Genomic DNA, 15,447 nt, shown 5'->3' on the forward strand with positions numbered 1-15,447 from the left:
ATTTAAAAATAACGAGCTTTAAACATAATCATGCATCCTTTAAATATCAAATATATTATTATTTTAATTATATTCACACTAATTTCTTCACCAGTATATGCAAATTATAATTCTCAGCAATTAAACATACTGGTTATACACTCTTATCATCAGGAATACCCATGGACACTGTCACAGTATGAAGCATTTAAAAATCAACTTACCAGCGGTTTACCTGAATACAATATAAATTACTCAACAGAATATCTCGATACAAAACACATTTCACCTTCTGAAAATTATAAAAATAATTTTTTACTTTACCTTAGCTCAAAATACAAACATAACATACCCGATCTGGTTTATGTCACTGACGACAATGCACTGAAATTTATATATTTAGATAATCACGACTTACCCTGGACTATACCTATCGTATTTTCAGGCATAAACAACACCAAGTTCGACACATCAGATACAAAAAGACCTGTTGCCGGTATATTTGAATACAAAGATATTAAGTCATCAATTAGTCTGGCAAAAACAATCAGTACAAACACATCAAATATCACCTTCCTCGGTGATGGCGGCACAACTGACAAAGCCATAAGAAGAATAATAGAAAGTGGAGAATACAGTTCTGACGATTACAATATAAGTCAATTGAACGATACAAGTCTGGACACATTACTTAACAGGTTAAACACTATGGAGCCCGGGGTTGTCATCTTAACAACCATTGGAGGCATTCACGACCGTAATAACAACCTCCTCAGTCTGAAAAAAACAATTAATGCATTAACGAGCACTGGCCGTAAAATCATAGTAATGGAAGACGCCTATTTATTCCCGGGAATACTGGGCGGATATATTACAAGCGGAAAAAGTCAGGGAAAATCTGCGGCGAAAATTGCACAGAGGATATTAAGAGGTGAGTTAACTGAAAATATAAAAACAAACAAACAGAATAATAGTGAATTCATATTAAGCTGGCCGGAAATCAATAATTTCGAACTAAATCTGGACCAGGATTTACTTAAAACGGCAACCATCATCAATCGCCCCCCTCCTTTTCTTGAACAGCACCCTGAGATCCTTCAGTGGTTACTGTTATCAATTACTCTATTACTGATTACCCTGACCGGAGTAACATATAATGTGCGAAGAAAAAGTCATTTATTAAAGGCACAATACAGGGACAATTGCACTGGTCTGGAAAATCGAATCAAGCTAATACGCGACATAAATCACTCAATCGACCCCAATCTTTGCATTATTGATATTAAAAACTTTAAATCCATTAACAATATTTATGGAATGAAAATAGGTGATAATTTATTAGCCAGCTTCGGACTTAAAGTAAGCGAAAACCTGTCAAAAAACTATAAACTTTATCGGGTTGGAGGAAATCAGTTCGGCATCCTGAATCGAAACCTGATATCACCCGATAAATTTGATAGTTATATAGTTGAGTTATTAAAAGACATTCAAAACAACAGTTACAATATAAAAAATCTTGAAATTTGCCTGACAATAACTGCTGGCATTAGTAAAAATGAACGCGAGTTATTAATACCCAGAGCAGAGCAGGCGTTACAAAAGGCCAAAGAATTAAATAAAGACCTGTTTATTATTGATCGTATTGAAGATGAAACCGAGCATTACCAGAAAAATCTTCTATGGGCTCAAAAACTGAACAACGCTTTATCAACTGACCATATCGTCCCCTACTTTCAACCCATAATACATAACAAGACAGGAAAAAAAGATAAGTTTGAAGCCCTCGTTAGACTAATAGATGATAATAACAAAGCTATAACGCCCTATTACTTTCTAGAAGCTGCAAAATATACACGCCAATACACCGCATTAACCATGCAAATGATTGAGAAATCATTTCAGATGATAAAGAACCGGGATATAACTATCTCAATAAATTTTACCGTTGACGATATTAGAGACAAGGAAACAATCGACTTCTTTAAATCAAAAGTAAACCAGTACAATGTTGGCAACAATGTCATTCTTGAGTTAACAGAAAGCGAAGGCATAGAAAATTATTCTGAAATTGCGGATTTTATATTCGAGATAAAAAAACTTGGCTGCAAAATAGCCATCGATGACTTTGGTACAGGTTATTCAAACTTCACACATTTAATTCATCTGAATGTAGATTATCTGAAGATAGATGGTTCAATTATTCAAAATATAACCAGTGATAAAAATGCAGAAATTGTCGCTAAAACGCTGGTAGAATTTTCGAATCAACTCGGCATTGAGACCATAGCTGAATTTGTAGACTCTCAGGAAGTAATGGATAAAGTGATAGAAATTGGAATTGATTATTCTCAGGGATATTTCCTCGGAAAACCAGAAAAAACCCTTTCTCTTTAAAAATAAAATTAAAGTACTGGATAACTACATTAAATCCAGTCCTGCGACTTAAGGTACTTTTCATATAACTCAGCCTCTGCACTACCCGCTTCCGGCTGCCAGTTATAACGCCAGCGAACATTCGGTGGCATCGACATTAAAATAGACTCGGTACGACCACCCGATTGCAGGCCAAACAATGTACCCCGATCATAAACCAGATTAAATTCTACATAACGACCTCGGCGATATAGCTGAAAATCACGCTCGCGTTCGCCATATTCCATATCTTTACGTTTTTGTACAATGGGTCGATAAGCCTTAATATAACTATCACCAACACTTTGCATAAAAGCAAAACTTTTCTCAAAACCCCATTCATTTAAATCATCAAAAAACAGACCGCCCACACCCCGTGGTTCATCTCTATGTTTTAAATAAAAATATTCATCACACCATTTTTTATATTTAGGAAAGACTTCTTCACCAAATGAATCACAAGCGTCTTTAGAAGTTTGATGCCAATGTTTAACATCTTCTTCATTGCCATAATACGGCGTTAAATCAAAACCGCCACCAAACCACCATACCGGATTTTCACCTTCTTTTTCAGCTACAAAGAAACGCACATTGGCATGTGATGTAGGAATGTAAGGATTTTTAGGATGTATAACTAATGAGACACCCATCGCCTGAAATGACCTGCCAGCCAACTCGGGGCGATGCGCTGTTGCAGATGCGGGTAACTTACCACCAAACACATGAGAAAAATTAATGCCTGCACTTTCAAAAACATCACCATCAGCCATAACACAACTTTTTCCGCCACCGCCCTGCTCACGCTGCCATTCATCTACTTCAAAAGATTTTCCACCATCTTCTTCTGCGAGTGCAGTACAGATATTTTTCTGTAGTTGTAACAGGTAGGTTTTAACGGCTTCAATATCAGGGGGAGTATTTGTTGCGCTCACGTGAGAGGCTCCTATGCTATTTTATTATTATGTAACTCTGAAGGATTGTTCACGAACTAAAATTCGTCCTCCACAGAAGATTTTTTAATCTTTGTTTACAACGGCCTTTAGAGGTTTTACAAGATCATCAAAATCTTTGGGTAATACATATTGTATAACTTCTTTTTCTGTTTCGCTAAGCGCTATATCTACGCCTTTATTCGGGTATAACCAGTGCACTGCATCACTTTCAGTATCCTGAATTTTTTCAGCTGGCTGACCAAAGCGTTTTTCAATTAACTCAGCATCCAGGTGAATAGCCGGTAAATAGGTAATTGATGCAATGGCTGATTGACGTACAAGCTCTGCATCCTCATCCAGAAGAGTAACCTGACGTATACCACTATCTAAAGTAGCAATACGCGCACCACGATTGTATATCGCCTGAATTTCATCTGCAGGAAGATCAAATGATATAACCATTTTAGATTTAAGACCGGCTATTTTAAGCTGACTGAAAAAAGCTTCAATCACTGCATCAGATTCAGAAGATGAAAACAGGGTTATTTTTGCTCTTTCTTTATATAACTGTTCTGCATCGTTCAATGTAGATTGACCAATAACTAAATTAAACACACGGGTATGCCCCGATTCCATATTTTCTATTTGCCACGGAAAACCGGTAGAACTCACTTCTCTTTCACTAAGAGAGGACAGGTATATACCCAGAACCAGAGCCACAACAGTAAAACCCAGTACACTTAAGAAAGCATGTTTGCTCATATTATATATTTACTCTGGTTTTATATTTATTCTGAAATAGGCGTCGGTGCATTTTCAGGAAAACGTTCACTTACCCAGTCAGGCAACATCGCATTTTTTGCCTGATGTAATGATTCTGACTCAAAGATAATCAAACCCAGTACGCTCACCATTACAGGTAAAAACGTAGCGCCACCAAATGCCCAGTGCTGGGGTTTCATATCACCACCGGCAATCATATAAATAATACCTAATAAGCTCCCTACAACTGTCAGCATGAGAAGGAAGAAACGACTGCGACGTGCTGCAATTTGCCAATGACCATTCACATACCAGCTAGCCCGTGTTTTAGCTCTCTGAGCACCCCAGAAAAGATATACCAGGCTGACTACTGAGAAAATAGGAATAACCACGATCAGGTGAGTCAATGAACTCGCACTCATAACCGCAACAAAAACAAGTACGTGATTGAAAATCAGGTTCGTTAAAAATACCTCATGAGGAACACGGGCTTTTTTGATGTCTTCAGGTGAAATATCAAACTTCATGAATGGTTAACCGGTTAAGTAAAAGTCGGGGTGAATTATAACATTAATAAATGCTTAAATACCCTCTGGTTATGTGTCAAATAGCCGCAGATAATTGACTTTGCTCAACTCGGCGATGTTTTCTACACTGTTTCCCCGCACTTCTGCCAGACACTCAGCCACATGCCCTACCCAGCCGGGATGATTCTGTTTACCCCGATGCGGCACAGGTGCCAGATAAGGTGAGTCAGTTTCAATTAGAAAACGATCATCGGGTACCTGCCGGGCCACTTCACGAAGTGCTTCAGCATTTTTAAACGTGACTATACCTGAGAATGAGATATACATGCCCATATCAAGCGCCTGACGCGCCATATCCCAGCTTTCTGTAAAGCAGTGTAATACGCCACCACATGTCTCTACATTCCCTTCTTTAAGGATATCCAGCGTATCTTTCTGTGCATCCCGGGTATGGATAATCACGGGTTTTTTCAGTTCATTTGCCGCCTGCATATGCACCTGAAAGCTGGATAATTGCTGCTCACGGGTATCTTTAGAGTAATAGTAATCCAGCCCGGTTTCACCAATTGCGACGACTTTAGGGTCTGAACCCAGCTCAATCAATTGCTGAAGTTTGACGGTATCATCCTGTGTATCACAGGGATGTACGCCAACCGAGATATCAATATTATCGCGATCCTGCACCAGCGCTTTCATAGACGGGTATTCATCCAGACTAATCGATACACACAGCATACGCTCAACCTGAGCTTGCTGGATAACATCCATTAATTCTGAGAAATTATTATTAAAATCTTTTAGATCGATTCGATCTAGATGGCAGTGGGAATCATAGAACATGAAAAAAGTCTTAAGTCGTAAGTCATAAGTCGTAAGCCCTAAATATGCAGCGCCTACGGCGCACCGCTTTGACTTCTGGCTTAGGACTTCTGACTTAAGACTATGTTTACATAGTGTGTGTAGTGCGATCTGACTTCAGAGCACCAGCAAGGTAGGTTTCAATTTTAGTTCTGGTCTGGCCATTATCCTGTGGCCCGAACTGCACACCGATACCGGTTGATTTATTACCCTGTGCACCTGTGGGTGTAATCCAGACTATTTTGCCCGCCACCGGCAAACGTTCTTTATCGTCCATCAGGGTCAACAGCATAAAGACCTCTTCACCAAGACCATATGATTTATTGGTAGGAATAAAGAGCCCACCATTCGAAACAAAAGGCATATAAGCAGCGTATAACGCTGCTTTATCTTTAATAGTTAATGAGAGTATACCCTGTCTTGGAGCGCCGCCTGCTGCCATAAATCAAACCCGTTTTAGTGTTTTATACCATGATAATAGCAAATCTTCCCACAACAGTTGTGAATTCAGTGGAATTGATTGCAATTGTTTGTTTTTAACTAACTGATCCAGGTAATCATAAAGCCCCTGCAGACTGGATCGAGTCACCAGTTGTTTTAATTCTGTCTGCTGCTCTGTGTGTATTAAAGTTGCAGAATCACCGCATTGATGCAGTTTAATTAAATCCTGCACCCAGTCAAATAACCAGTTAAGTAAATAATTTAATGGAAGCTTATGTAATAACTCAGCCTGCTCAATTACAGGCTGATTTTTAGCCACATTAAGCAACGAATTTATAAGCAGTTTATGATGGTCTAATAATTCACCCTGCTGTAAATCTAACGCAAGTAACGGCGCACCATGCGCCAGATTGAGCAGCGCATTTGCCTGCTGAATATTCTGACTCTCTAACCAGCTTAATGCCTGTTGTGATTCAGGCACATTAAAACTGATATTCTGACAGCGTGAACGAATCGTAACAGGTAATTTTTGCGGGTTAGAACTAACCAGAATTAACACCGTATCAGAGGAAGGCTCTTCCAGTGTTTTTAATAAACTATTCGATGCATTGATATTCATATCATGTGCATCAACAATCAGTGCAACCTGATACCCGCCATACTGACTGGTTAAATTCAGCTTAGATGATAACTGTCGCACATCATCAACCTTAATCGCTTTTCCTCTTTCCTCCGCCTGCAAAATAAACAGATCCGGATGAGTTTCAGCTTCAACCAACTGACAGGAAGCACACTTACCGCAGGCAATACCATGATCATCCGGTGATTGACACAACAAACTATGGGCAAGGTGTAATGCAAAATCCAGCTTACCCAGCCCCAGAGGACCAGACATTAATAACGCATGAGGTAATTTGGCCGATAACTTTTGTTGCTGTATCTTTTGCCATTGAGATTGTTGCCAGGGATAAAGCATATTATATTTGGGTGTTCCTTCAGATGCACAAAATGATCAATGCAAAATATTACTATTTACACAACCAAATCACCATGTAAATAATCAGCAAAATTGATTAAACCATAGAAATTTAAAGGTTTATACCGTTAATCTGAATTTATTTATAAGGGCATAAAATTTACACATGTCTGGCTATACTTAAACGGTAGATCCAATAAGTGATAAAACAACTTCCCCACTATGCCCTCGAGCATATGACTAACTGGAGCCCCAGACCATGATGTTAAGTGTAGCCGGACAAAACATAGAAACAAATGAACAGGGTTTTCTTGCAAACCTTGGTGAATGGAATGAAGACTTTACGGAAGCCACAGCAAAAAACGATGGCGTAGAATTATATAATGATCACTGGGAACTGATTCTTTATTTCAGAGATTATTATGAAGAAAACCAGATATGCCCGACTATGCATAAAGTGGTTAGAGAACTTGGTAATAAAAACGAACACTTTCACAACCAGAAAGAATACGAAAAACATATTTATAAACTGTTTCCAACCGATCCAACCCACGAGGTATGCAAACTTGCTGGCTTGCCTATGCCCCAACCTGATGATTGATTAGTAATTGCTGTAACAAAAAAGCACCCGGGATGGGTGCTTTTTTATTAAAAATAACAAATGTACGTTATAACAGATAACCTGATTAACTATTCAACCAGACGACACTCATTAACTCCTGACTGCCCCGTTTTTTTATCTACCTGTTTCAGAAAAGGTGTTGGTATAATAAGACCCGGCCTTACATCTAACTTAACATAGTAATTTTCACCCGGTTTAGTAGAAATTTTTATCTCTACAGTACCTTCACCATGTGCTGCAAAAACATGTTCACCGGGCTCTAATGATTGATATATAAATGTCGCATCTTCTGTATTTCCGGCATGTTTTCCGTCAATTTCAACCGCCATTTCAGTATTAAAATTTAGAACTTTAGGCCTATATATATAAATACCTGATTTAAGCGGATCTTTATTAAATAACTTTGCCTGAGCATCTTGATCAGGTTTTGAATAATGCGTTGTTCCACATGCGGATAATTGCATAAAAACAGCTACAATTAATAATATATATAAATTAACTAATTTCATTTTAACTCCAGTTATTTTTTAATCTTAGTATGAATTATTGCGCTAACATGACCTTCCACTAGAGTGAAGATAACATTATCATTTACTTTAAAGTCATGACCATGCACTAAGCAGTCATACTCTTTTCCAGAGTCAGCAGTCAAGATCAACCTATCAACAACTTCACCATGCTTTTCATCCATATAAGCAGAACCAATAAATGCACCACTGGTTCCCATTATCGCACTGGCACTACCACCACCAATCTGCCCACCTATAAGTGCACCAATAAATGCACCTTCAAATTGTTTGCCTAATGATGCCTTCTTTTTAACTTCTCTTATATTAGTAACTTTACCCGTATGACGTTCAATATTTGGGCCAGACTCTAAATGATCTGTAGGTACTTCTTTTGGAGCTGTTGAACAGCCAAATAAGAGAGCAAAACTAAAAACTAAAGATAAATACGGAATTTTCATGAATATAATCCTTATATTATATTGATTTAATTTAAAAAACTTAAATACTCATTTCCGTTTTAAATATTAATACTGACTTGTCATTCACTCAAAATGAATGTGGGTAATACGATTTTTACCTGTTGCTGCCAATTTTTTTTGTAGTGTTATCCATTTCTCCCATAACAACAATTCGCTTTTTATTTTTTTTCCATACTTCGACTATTTTATTTATTCTCTTGAAGTGTGTACAATGATAATTCGCAATAACAATAAATTTTCACATGAAACCTTTAATTATTTCACGTATTTGATTTTGCACTGCCAGCAAATCGCCACTCGCATCAACCACTTTCATTCGATTAGCATCAGCTTTTGCCCTGTTAAGATAAGTATCTCTAACACGATTAAAAAAACCATCCATTTCCTGCTCAAATCTATCAGGTGTACTACGTTTTCCAGCACGCTCACGCCCTACCGAAATAGGTGCATCCAGTAACAGCGTTAAATCTGGACGTAAATCACCTAACACCCAGTTTTCCAGTCCTTCAATTCGTTTTATATCTAACTGACGGCCACCGCCCTGATACGCATAAGTTGCATCCGTGAAGCGGTCACATAATACCCACTGACCTTTTTCTAATGCAGGTTTGATAACCTGAGCGACATGTTCAGCACGCGCGGCAAACATTAACATTAACTCGGTATCATCTGACATACCTTTAAAATCTTCACCTAGCAACATCGCGCGCAATGACTCACCTAGTGGTGTTCCACCGGGTTCACGGGTTTCTATAAAATTAATATTATTTTCCTGCAACATGGATTTTATAAATTCCATATTCGAAGTTTTACCGACGCCTTCACATCCCTCGAGCGTTATGAACATTGGTTTTGTCATTATCTTGCTTTCTTTTTGCGTTTACGTTGATGAACATCGACTGCGTGTTCATGATCTTTTAATGTGGTTGAAAATATGTGCCTGCCCGATCGATCTGACATGGCGACAAAATAAATATATTCTGTTTTATCCGGATGACTAACCGCATCTAATGCACCCTGCCCTGGCATTGCAATTGGTGTTGGCGGGAGACCTTTTCTTGTATAGGTATTGTAAGGCGTATCAGTACGTAAATGCTTATAACGAATATTGCCTTTATACTTATCACCGATACCGTAAATAACCGTTGGATCTGTTTGCAGGCGCATACCTTTACGTAAACGGTTTACAAACACACCCGCAATACGCGTTCGTTCTTCTGCTATGGCGCTTTCTTTTTCTACAATGGATGCAAGCGTTAATGCTTCATACGCTGATTTTAACGGCAGGTTTTTATCTCTTTTTTGCCAGGCTACATCTAAACGTTTTTGCATTTCTCTATAGGCTTTTTTTAACAGATCAATATCACTCATACCTTTAGGAAAACGATAGGTATCAGGAAAAAAACGTCCTTCAGGGTGTTCACCTGCATGACCAATTTTTTGCATGATCTGCTTACCATTTAATTCCAGTAAATGATGACTCAGATGCTCTGATTTATTAACCAGTTTCATCATCTGTTTGAATGTCAGGCCTTCTATCAGTGTTAAGCTATATAAACGAACTTTACCTTTTTGCATTAAGGTAAATAACTGCAACGTATTAAGATCAGGGCTTATCTTGTATTCACCTGCTTTTAACTTTCTGGCACTACCGGTTACTCTGGACCACACAGAAAAATACAGTCGATTGGATATTATTTTTTTCTTTTCAAGATCACGCGCAAGCACAGACACACTGGTGCCCGGTTTAAAGTTATATGTTTCTTCGGCTTCTACACCTAATGGTTTATTCAAAAAGAAATAAAAATCAACAGCAATTGCACTTGCTGTGATTAAAAGCAAACCTAATAATTTTTTTATCATACTCTTGTAAGTGTTCCTTCAGGTACACTCTCGACCTCAAATAGACATTAACTGTATTAATTTATGATTAATATCATCAAGCATTTTATGTTGTTTAAAATCCACACTATCCTCATCATCTATTATTTTTTTAACCGGCCAGATACCAATCAAACTGTTTGTTACAAACACCGCATCCATTTGTAAAAAATTCTGTTTACTAATATCGACTATATTCACCGGGATTTTTAATTCAGCAGCAATATTAATTACCTGTTGGCGCATTACGCCTTCTACACCGCATCGTTCCAGTAAAGGCGTATATAACTCATCACCCATCACACAAAACACATTACTCATCGTCCCTTCAATCACATGGTCGTGACTATCGAACATGAAACCTTCCGTTATATCGCTATCATTCCATTCATTTCTAGCCAGTACATTATCCAGCCTGTTTAAATGTTTCATACCTGCTAATGCAGCATTTATTGAAATAGGGGTTTTACATATAGTCGTCGTTATACCCTGACGATGCTCTTCAGGATAATCCGGCATTGCAAAAGAAGCTGTGACACGCGTAACACTATCACCTTCCGCGTAAATATAACCTCGACCTGATACACCACGACTGATCATCAGTTTTACGACTGAATTATCATCTAACTCCAGTTTGTCTATATCTTCAAGCCAGAGAGACTCATCAACACACGCTAACGACAAACGATTGCAGCTATTACGTAATCGCTGCATGTGTTCATCCCAGAACTGTAATTTCTTATTTGTATAACTGATGGTTTCAAATAAACCATCACCATATTGAAAGCCTCTGTCACGTACATCTATACTGGTCTCTTCAAATCCATTTATTAGAACGTTAGTCATTGATTCCCTGTCTGCAGTGCATGAATTAACCCTTTTGCTTTAGCCCGTGTTTCATTCAATTCATTGTTTGGGTCGGAGTCCACTACTATGCCACCACCGGCTCTAAATTGCAGCTTATTACCATTGCGGGTTATGGTTCGGATAAGAATATTTAAATCCATACTGCCATCATGGTTCAGGTAACCCAGTGAGCCTGTATAAGCTCCCCTGCCCACACCTTCCAGTTCTGCCAGTATTTCCATACAACGCACTTTAGGGCAGCCTGTAATCGTACCGCCGGGAAATACAGCTGCAATGAGCTGACCCGGAGTGATACCCTGACGTAAGCGCCCCTGCACATTAGATACAATATGATGAACATGCTGGTAACTTTCCAGCACCATTAACTCATTCACTTCAATACTACCCGGCTCACATACCCGCCCCATATCATTACGTTCCAGATCAATAAGCATAATATGCTCTGCCTGCTCTTTAGCGTTAGCTAATAACTCATCTGATAACTGACTGTCTGTACTACTATCTTCGGCTCTGGGTCGTGTCCCCGCAATGGGTCTGGTTTGCAAATAACCACTTTTAGATTGTATAAGACGTTCTGGTGATGAACTGATAATCGCTTTATCACCCAGAGTAACTAAAGCATTAAAGGGACCGGGGTTTGACTGACTCAACTGATGATAAATACTTGCATGTGTTACATCATCATCTAATTGTGTTTTCCAGCAACGAGATAGATTTACCTGAAAAACATCTCCATCAATTATATATTTATGTAATAACTCTAATTGTTGAAGATAATTTTCTTCATTATCTTCCTGTATATCATTAATATGAAATGCCTGATTAAAAGCCACTGAGCTGCCAACAGAAACTTTCGAGGATGACGATGATTTATCTTCTACATTATTGAGTTGATTAATTAAATCTGTTTGAATTTGATTTACGTAGTCGTTAAATTTTGACTCACAAACAATAAATGCTTTCTGATTATGCGAGTCAATAATAATTGCTGCGGGAAAACGTGTTGCAAATGCAACAGGTAAAGCATCTTCTGCTTCAGGTAGTATTAACCCCGTTTCAATTTGTTGTGCCAGCTCATAACCTAAATATAAAAACCAGCCACCGGTAAAAGGTAAATCTGCCGCTTCCATTTCCAGCTTTTCAGTTTGCCATGCAAGATCCAGTTGCTGCAGAAAATCACCTGAACAACTTTCTATCGTCTGCTGTGGAAAGGCAAATAAAATATCGTAACGAGCAAGATCCGATTTTTCTTCAGTTGATGCATTACTGGTTAACAAATGAGGATATCGTTCGGGGTTACTGGCGTGAAGCGCTAGTAAATCGGGAGTATTTTCTAAAGCATGAATGATTAATGAGCTAGGCATTTATTTTTTATATAGCTGTTGTCCCCAGAGGCTTCTATCGGGAATAACAGGATAATTAATTTAAACTTTTAAACCTGTAACAATTAAGCAGCAGACTGTAACTGTTCAGGTTGCCCTTGTATGGCTTCAGGTCCAGGCAAAAAATGTGAATTTACAAGGGCGAGCTGAATAGTTACTTAGATTTTTTTAAACAGAACAGTACCATTAGTACCACCAAAGCCAAACGAATTTGAAAGCACTGCGTCCATCTTCATATCACGCGCTGTATTTGGCACATAATCCAGATCACATTCAGGATCCTGATTATCTAAATTAATAGTAGGTGATGCTACCTGATCAACTAAACTCATTACCGAGAACACAGCTTCAATACCACCCGCTGCACCCAGTAAATGACCTGTCATAGATTTGGTAGAAGTCACGGCCAGTGATTTAGCGTGATCACCGAAAGCCGCTTTCATGGCCATAGTTTCAGCCACATCACCCGCAGGAGTAGATGTACCATGAGCATTAACAAACTGAATATCTTCTTTGTTAAGGCCCGCATCTTTTATAGCGTTAATCATGCAACGTGCCGCACCTTCTCCACCTACAGACGGGCTGGTCATATGATAAGCGTCACCACTCATACCAAAACCGGCCATTTCACAGTAGATTTTCGCACCACGTGCTTTTGCGTGTTCATACTCTTCTAAAACTAAAACACCTGCACCATCACCCAGCACAAAACCATCACGGTCTTTGTCCCATGGACGACTGGCTGCTTCAAAATTATCGTTATTACGAGACAGAGCACGTGCAGCAGCAAAACCACCGATACCTAAAGGCGAAGAGGCTTTCTCAGCACCACCGGCAATCATTACATCAGCATCACCGTAAGCGATCATACGTGCTGCCATACCGATACTATGGGTACCCGTAGTACAGGCAGTAACCAGCGCAATATTCGGGCCTTTAATGCCATATTTAATAGACAGATTACCGGAAATCATATTGATAATAGAGCCGGGAATAAGAAAAGGTGAAATTCTTCTTGGGCCACCTTTATCCATGGCATCTTTATTTTTTTCAATCAGAGGTAAACCACCAATACCCGAACCAACAGCAATACCTATACGTTCAGAGTTCTCTTCAGTGATTTCAATGCCTGAATCTTTAATCGCCTCATCTGAAGCAGCTATGCCGTAATGGATAAAGGTATCCATTTTTTTCAGGTCTTTTTTCGGAATATACTCGGAAGCGTCAAAATCTTTTACGGTGCCTGCAAATTTAACAGCCTGATCACTAGTATCGAAATCAGTAATAAGTGATATACCACTTTTGCCTGCAAGGATATTGCTCCATGAAGACTTTAAATCATTGCCTACAGGTGAAACAATACCTAAACCGGTAACGACAACACGACGTTTAGCCAAGAGTATTCTCCAGAATTATATGTTGGGGGGTTTCTGTGTTACAGAAATAATGACACCTGTTCATAAACAGGCAAGGCAAAACTACAACGCCAGAAACGAAAAAAGGGCAGGCACTATGCCTGCCCTTTTCCATAGATCAGATTAACCGTTAGCGTTAACGTAATCTAAAGCTTGCTGAACTGTAGTAATTTTTTCAGCATCTTCATCAGGAATTTCACATTCAAATTCCTCTTCTAATGCCATTACCAGCTCAACTGTATCTAGTGAATCAGCACCCAGGTCATCTACAAATGAAGCAGAGTTAGTTACTTCTTCTTCTTTTACGCCTAGCTGTTCTATAACAATCTTGCGAACGCGTTCTTCTGCACTGCTCATGTATGTTTCCTCTTAATATTACGAATATGTTCGAACTGCGCGGTATTTTAGTGAATAACGGCACAGACTACCAGTGTTTTTTTAATCTATTTGATTACAACTTAATCTAAATCAAATCAATGAGTTAGCCTGAATTTGGTGTAAATGCAAGCGAGCTACCATGCAGAAAAAGAAAGATATGAGCTACTTTTAAAATAACAATAAGCTGTTTCAGGCCAGAAACCCCCTAATATAGCTCTACCCTTCATTATCCCTGATCGGCCACTATGGCATATGCATACCGCCATTAACATTGATCGTTTCACCTGTGATATAACTCGCTTCAGGTGAAGCTAAAAAAGCAACAGCGTTTGCTATATCCTGCGGGTCACCTAATTTATTCAATGGAATTTGTGAAATCAATGCTTCACGCTGCTCTTCAGGTAACTCTTTTGTCATATCAGTATCAATAAAACCGGGCGCAACCGAGTTAACAGTAATAAAACGCGAACCTATTTCTCGAGCTAACGATTTACTAAAACCCAGTATGCCGGCTTTAGCCGCCGAGTAATTTGTTTGTCCCGCGTTACCCGTTAAACCAACTACAGACGTTATATTAATGATACGACCTGAACGTGCTTTCATCATAGGACGAATAACCGCTTTGGACATTTTAAAAATTGATGTCAGGTTAGTATCAATAATATCGTTCCACTGATCATCTTTCATCATCATTAATAAATTATCACGTGTAATACCCGCATTATTTACCAGTATGCTGACATTACCAACATCATCTTTAATCGCCTTCATCACATCTTTAATTGATGCATCATCAGCAACATTCAGACACATTCCTTTACCACCCTTAGGTGATAAATATTCAGTGATTTTTTCAGCTCCACCCTCAGAGGTAGCCGTACCAATAACGGTTGCACCTGCTGCAGCTAATGTTTCAGCAATAGCTTTACCAATGCCTCGGCTTGCACCGGTTACTAATGCGATTTGATTTTCTAAGTTCATTATTAATCCTCTTTCATATCAGTTAGCCTTAAGGCACTACTAATAT

The 15,447-nt window shown here is 38.7% G+C and carries 17 protein-coding genes; 2 read left to right on the forward strand and 15 right to left on the reverse strand.

Translation table 11 applies throughout. From position 1 onward, the window contains the following. Window positions 1–30: 30 nt before the first annotated feature. Window positions 31–2,373 carry a hypothetical protein gene (locus tag DIZ80_01105; GenBank protein RDH86097.1) on the forward strand — a complete coding sequence of 781 codons (2,343 nt, stop codon included), beginning with the start codon at window positions 31–33 and terminating at the stop codon, window positions 2,371–2,373. A 29-nt stretch (window positions 2,374–2,402) separates the two neighbouring features. On the opposite strand, the gene DIZ80_01110 is transcribed toward DIZ80_01105, so the two are convergent. The 6 genes from DIZ80_01110 to DIZ80_01135 form a co-directional block, all read right to left on the reverse strand. Then, window positions 2,403–3,323 carry an oxygen-dependent coproporphyrinogen oxidase gene (locus tag DIZ80_01110; protein RDH86098.1) on the reverse strand — a complete coding sequence of 307 codons (921 nt, stop codon included), beginning with the start codon at window positions 3,321–3,323 and terminating at the stop codon, window positions 2,403–2,405. An 84-nt stretch (window positions 3,324–3,407) separates the two neighbouring features. After that, entirely contained in the window at window positions 3,408–4,085 is a 678-nt protein-coding gene (locus DIZ80_01115) for a hypothetical protein (protein ID RDH86099.1), read from the reverse strand. A gap of 26 nt (window positions 4,086–4,111) precedes the next feature. Continuing rightward, window positions 4,112–4,612 (reverse strand): hypothetical protein, encoded by a 501-nt coding sequence (locus DIZ80_01120; GenBank protein ID RDH86100.1) that lies wholly within the window; start codon window positions 4,610–4,612, stop codon window positions 4,112–4,114. A 69-nt stretch (window positions 4,613–4,681) separates the two neighbouring features. After that, window positions 4,682–5,452 (reverse strand): TatD family deoxyribonuclease, encoded by a 771-nt coding sequence (locus tag DIZ80_01125; protein ID RDH86101.1) that lies wholly within the window; start codon window positions 5,450–5,452, stop codon window positions 4,682–4,684. A gap of 106 nt (window positions 5,453–5,558) precedes the next feature. Then, window positions 5,559–5,912 (reverse strand): pilus assembly protein PilZ, encoded by a 354-nt coding sequence (locus DIZ80_01130; GenBank protein ID RDH86102.1) that lies wholly within the window; start codon window positions 5,910–5,912, stop codon window positions 5,559–5,561. Window positions 5,913–5,915: 3 nt separating this feature from the next. Next, the gene (locus DIZ80_01135; protein RDH86103.1) at window positions 5,916–6,887 is read right to left on the reverse strand and encodes a DNA polymerase III subunit delta'; all 972 of its coding nucleotides are present in this window, start codon (window positions 6,885–6,887) and stop codon (window positions 5,916–5,918) included. 259 nt (window positions 6,888–7,146) lie between these two features. Between DIZ80_01135 and DIZ80_01140 the strand changes: the two genes are divergently transcribed. Then, the gene (locus tag DIZ80_01140) at window positions 7,147–7,488 is read left to right on the forward strand and encodes a sulfurtransferase TusE (GenBank protein ID RDH86104.1); all 342 of its coding nucleotides are present in this window, start codon (window positions 7,147–7,149) and stop codon (window positions 7,486–7,488) included. 89 nt (window positions 7,489–7,577) lie between these two features. On the opposite strand, the gene DIZ80_01145 is transcribed toward DIZ80_01140, so the two are convergent. From DIZ80_01145 to fabG, 9 genes are all read right to left on the reverse strand, one after another. Beyond that, window positions 7,578–8,018, reverse strand: coding sequence for a hypothetical protein (locus DIZ80_01145; protein RDH86105.1), 441 nt, complete (start codon window positions 8,016–8,018; stop codon window positions 7,578–7,580). Between the two features lie 11 nt (window positions 8,019–8,029). Continuing rightward, a complete protein-coding gene (locus tag DIZ80_01150) occupies window positions 8,030–8,476 on the reverse strand; it encodes a hypothetical protein (protein RDH86106.1) in 447 nt (148 codons plus the stop codon). 259 nt (window positions 8,477–8,735) lie between these two features. Then, window positions 8,736–9,356, reverse strand: a complete 621-nt coding sequence (locus DIZ80_01155) for a dTMP kinase (GenBank protein ID RDH86107.1) — start codon at window positions 9,354–9,356, stop codon at window positions 8,736–8,738. Beyond that, the gene (gene mltG / locus DIZ80_01160; protein RDH86108.1) at window positions 9,356–10,360 is read right to left on the reverse strand and encodes an endolytic transglycosylase MltG; all 1,005 of its coding nucleotides are present in this window, start codon (window positions 10,358–10,360) and stop codon (window positions 9,356–9,358) included. Before mltG ends, DIZ80_01155 begins: the two co-directional genes overlap by 1 nt. A 36-nt stretch (window positions 10,361–10,396) precedes the next feature. After that, on the reverse strand, window positions 10,397–11,224 hold the full coding sequence (locus DIZ80_01165; GenBank protein ID RDH86109.1) for an aminodeoxychorismate lyase: 828 nt from the start codon (window positions 11,222–11,224) through the stop codon (window positions 10,397–10,399). Next, window positions 11,221–12,609, reverse strand: coding sequence for an aminodeoxychorismate synthase component I (locus tag DIZ80_01170; GenBank protein ID RDH86110.1), 1,389 nt, complete (start codon window positions 12,607–12,609; stop codon window positions 11,221–11,223). Before DIZ80_01170 ends, DIZ80_01165 begins: the two co-directional genes overlap by 4 nt. Before the next feature lie 176 nt (window positions 12,610–12,785). Then, window positions 12,786–14,024 (reverse strand): beta-ketoacyl-[acyl-carrier-protein] synthase II, encoded by a 1,239-nt coding sequence (gene fabF / locus DIZ80_01175; protein RDH86111.1) that lies wholly within the window; start codon window positions 14,022–14,024, stop codon window positions 12,786–12,788. Window positions 14,025–14,165: 141 nt separating this feature from the next. Then, on the reverse strand, window positions 14,166–14,399 hold the full coding sequence (locus DIZ80_01180; GenBank protein ID RDH86112.1) for an acyl carrier protein: 234 nt from the start codon (window positions 14,397–14,399) through the stop codon (window positions 14,166–14,168). Between the two features lie 264 nt (window positions 14,400–14,663). After that, the gene (gene fabG / locus DIZ80_01185; GenBank protein ID RDH86113.1) at window positions 14,664–15,401 is read right to left on the reverse strand and encodes a 3-oxoacyl-ACP reductase; all 738 of its coding nucleotides are present in this window, start codon (window positions 15,399–15,401) and stop codon (window positions 14,664–14,666) included. Window positions 15,402–15,447: the final 46 nt, after the last annotated feature.

The organism is endosymbiont of Galathealinum brachiosum (assembly GCA_003349885.1).
Lineage (GTDB): Bacteria > Pseudomonadota > Gammaproteobacteria > SZUA-229 > SZUA-229 > SZUA-229.

Excerpts from the sequence above, each read along its gene's own strand:
- DIZ80_01150 (RDH86106.1), bottom strand. The coding sequence starts at position 8,476 with ATGAAAATTCCGTATTTATCTTTAGTTTTTAGTTTTGCTCTCTTATTT.
- mltG (RDH86108.1), bottom strand. The coding sequence starts at position 10,360 with ATGATAAAAAAATTATTAGGTTTGCTTTTAATCACAGCAAGTGCAATT.
- DIZ80_01115 (RDH86099.1), bottom strand. The coding sequence starts at position 4,085 with ATGAGCAAACATGCTTTCTTAAGTGTACTGGGTTTTACTGTTGTGGCT.
- DIZ80_01130 (RDH86102.1), bottom strand. The coding sequence starts at position 5,912 with ATGGCAGCAGGCGGCGCTCCAAGACAGGGTATACTCTCATTAACTATT.
- fabG (RDH86113.1), bottom strand. The coding sequence starts at position 15,401 with ATGAACTTAGAAAATCAAATCGCATTAGTAACCGGTGCAAGCCGAGGC.
- DIZ80_01165 (RDH86109.1), bottom strand. The coding sequence starts at position 11,224 with ATGACTAACGTTCTAATAAATGGATTTGAAGAGACCAGTATAGATGTA.
- DIZ80_01120 (RDH86100.1), bottom strand. The coding sequence starts at position 4,612 with ATGAAGTTTGATATTTCACCTGAAGACATCAAAAAAGCCCGTGTTCCT.
- DIZ80_01170 (RDH86110.1), bottom strand. The coding sequence starts at position 12,609 with ATGCCTAGCTCATTAATCATTCATGCTTTAGAAAATACTCCCGATTTA.
- DIZ80_01135 (RDH86103.1), bottom strand. The coding sequence starts at position 6,887 with ATGCTTTATCCCTGGCAACAATCTCAATGGCAAAAGATACAGCAACAA.
- DIZ80_01155 (RDH86107.1), bottom strand. The coding sequence starts at position 9,356 with ATGACAAAACCAATGTTCATAACGCTCGAGGGATGTGAAGGCGTCGGT.
- DIZ80_01105 (RDH86097.1), top strand. The coding sequence starts at position 31 with ATGCATCCTTTAAATATCAAATATATTATTATTTTAATTATATTCACA.
- DIZ80_01140 (RDH86104.1), top strand. The coding sequence starts at position 7,147 with ATGATGTTAAGTGTAGCCGGACAAAACATAGAAACAAATGAACAGGGT.
- DIZ80_01180 (RDH86112.1), bottom strand. The coding sequence starts at position 14,399 with ATGAGCAGTGCAGAAGAACGCGTTCGCAAGATTGTTATAGAACAGCTA.
- DIZ80_01145 (RDH86105.1), bottom strand. The coding sequence starts at position 8,018 with ATGAAATTAGTTAATTTATATATATTATTAATTGTAGCTGTTTTTATG.
- DIZ80_01125 (RDH86101.1), bottom strand. The coding sequence starts at position 5,452 with ATGTTCTATGATTCCCACTGCCATCTAGATCGAATCGATCTAAAAGAT.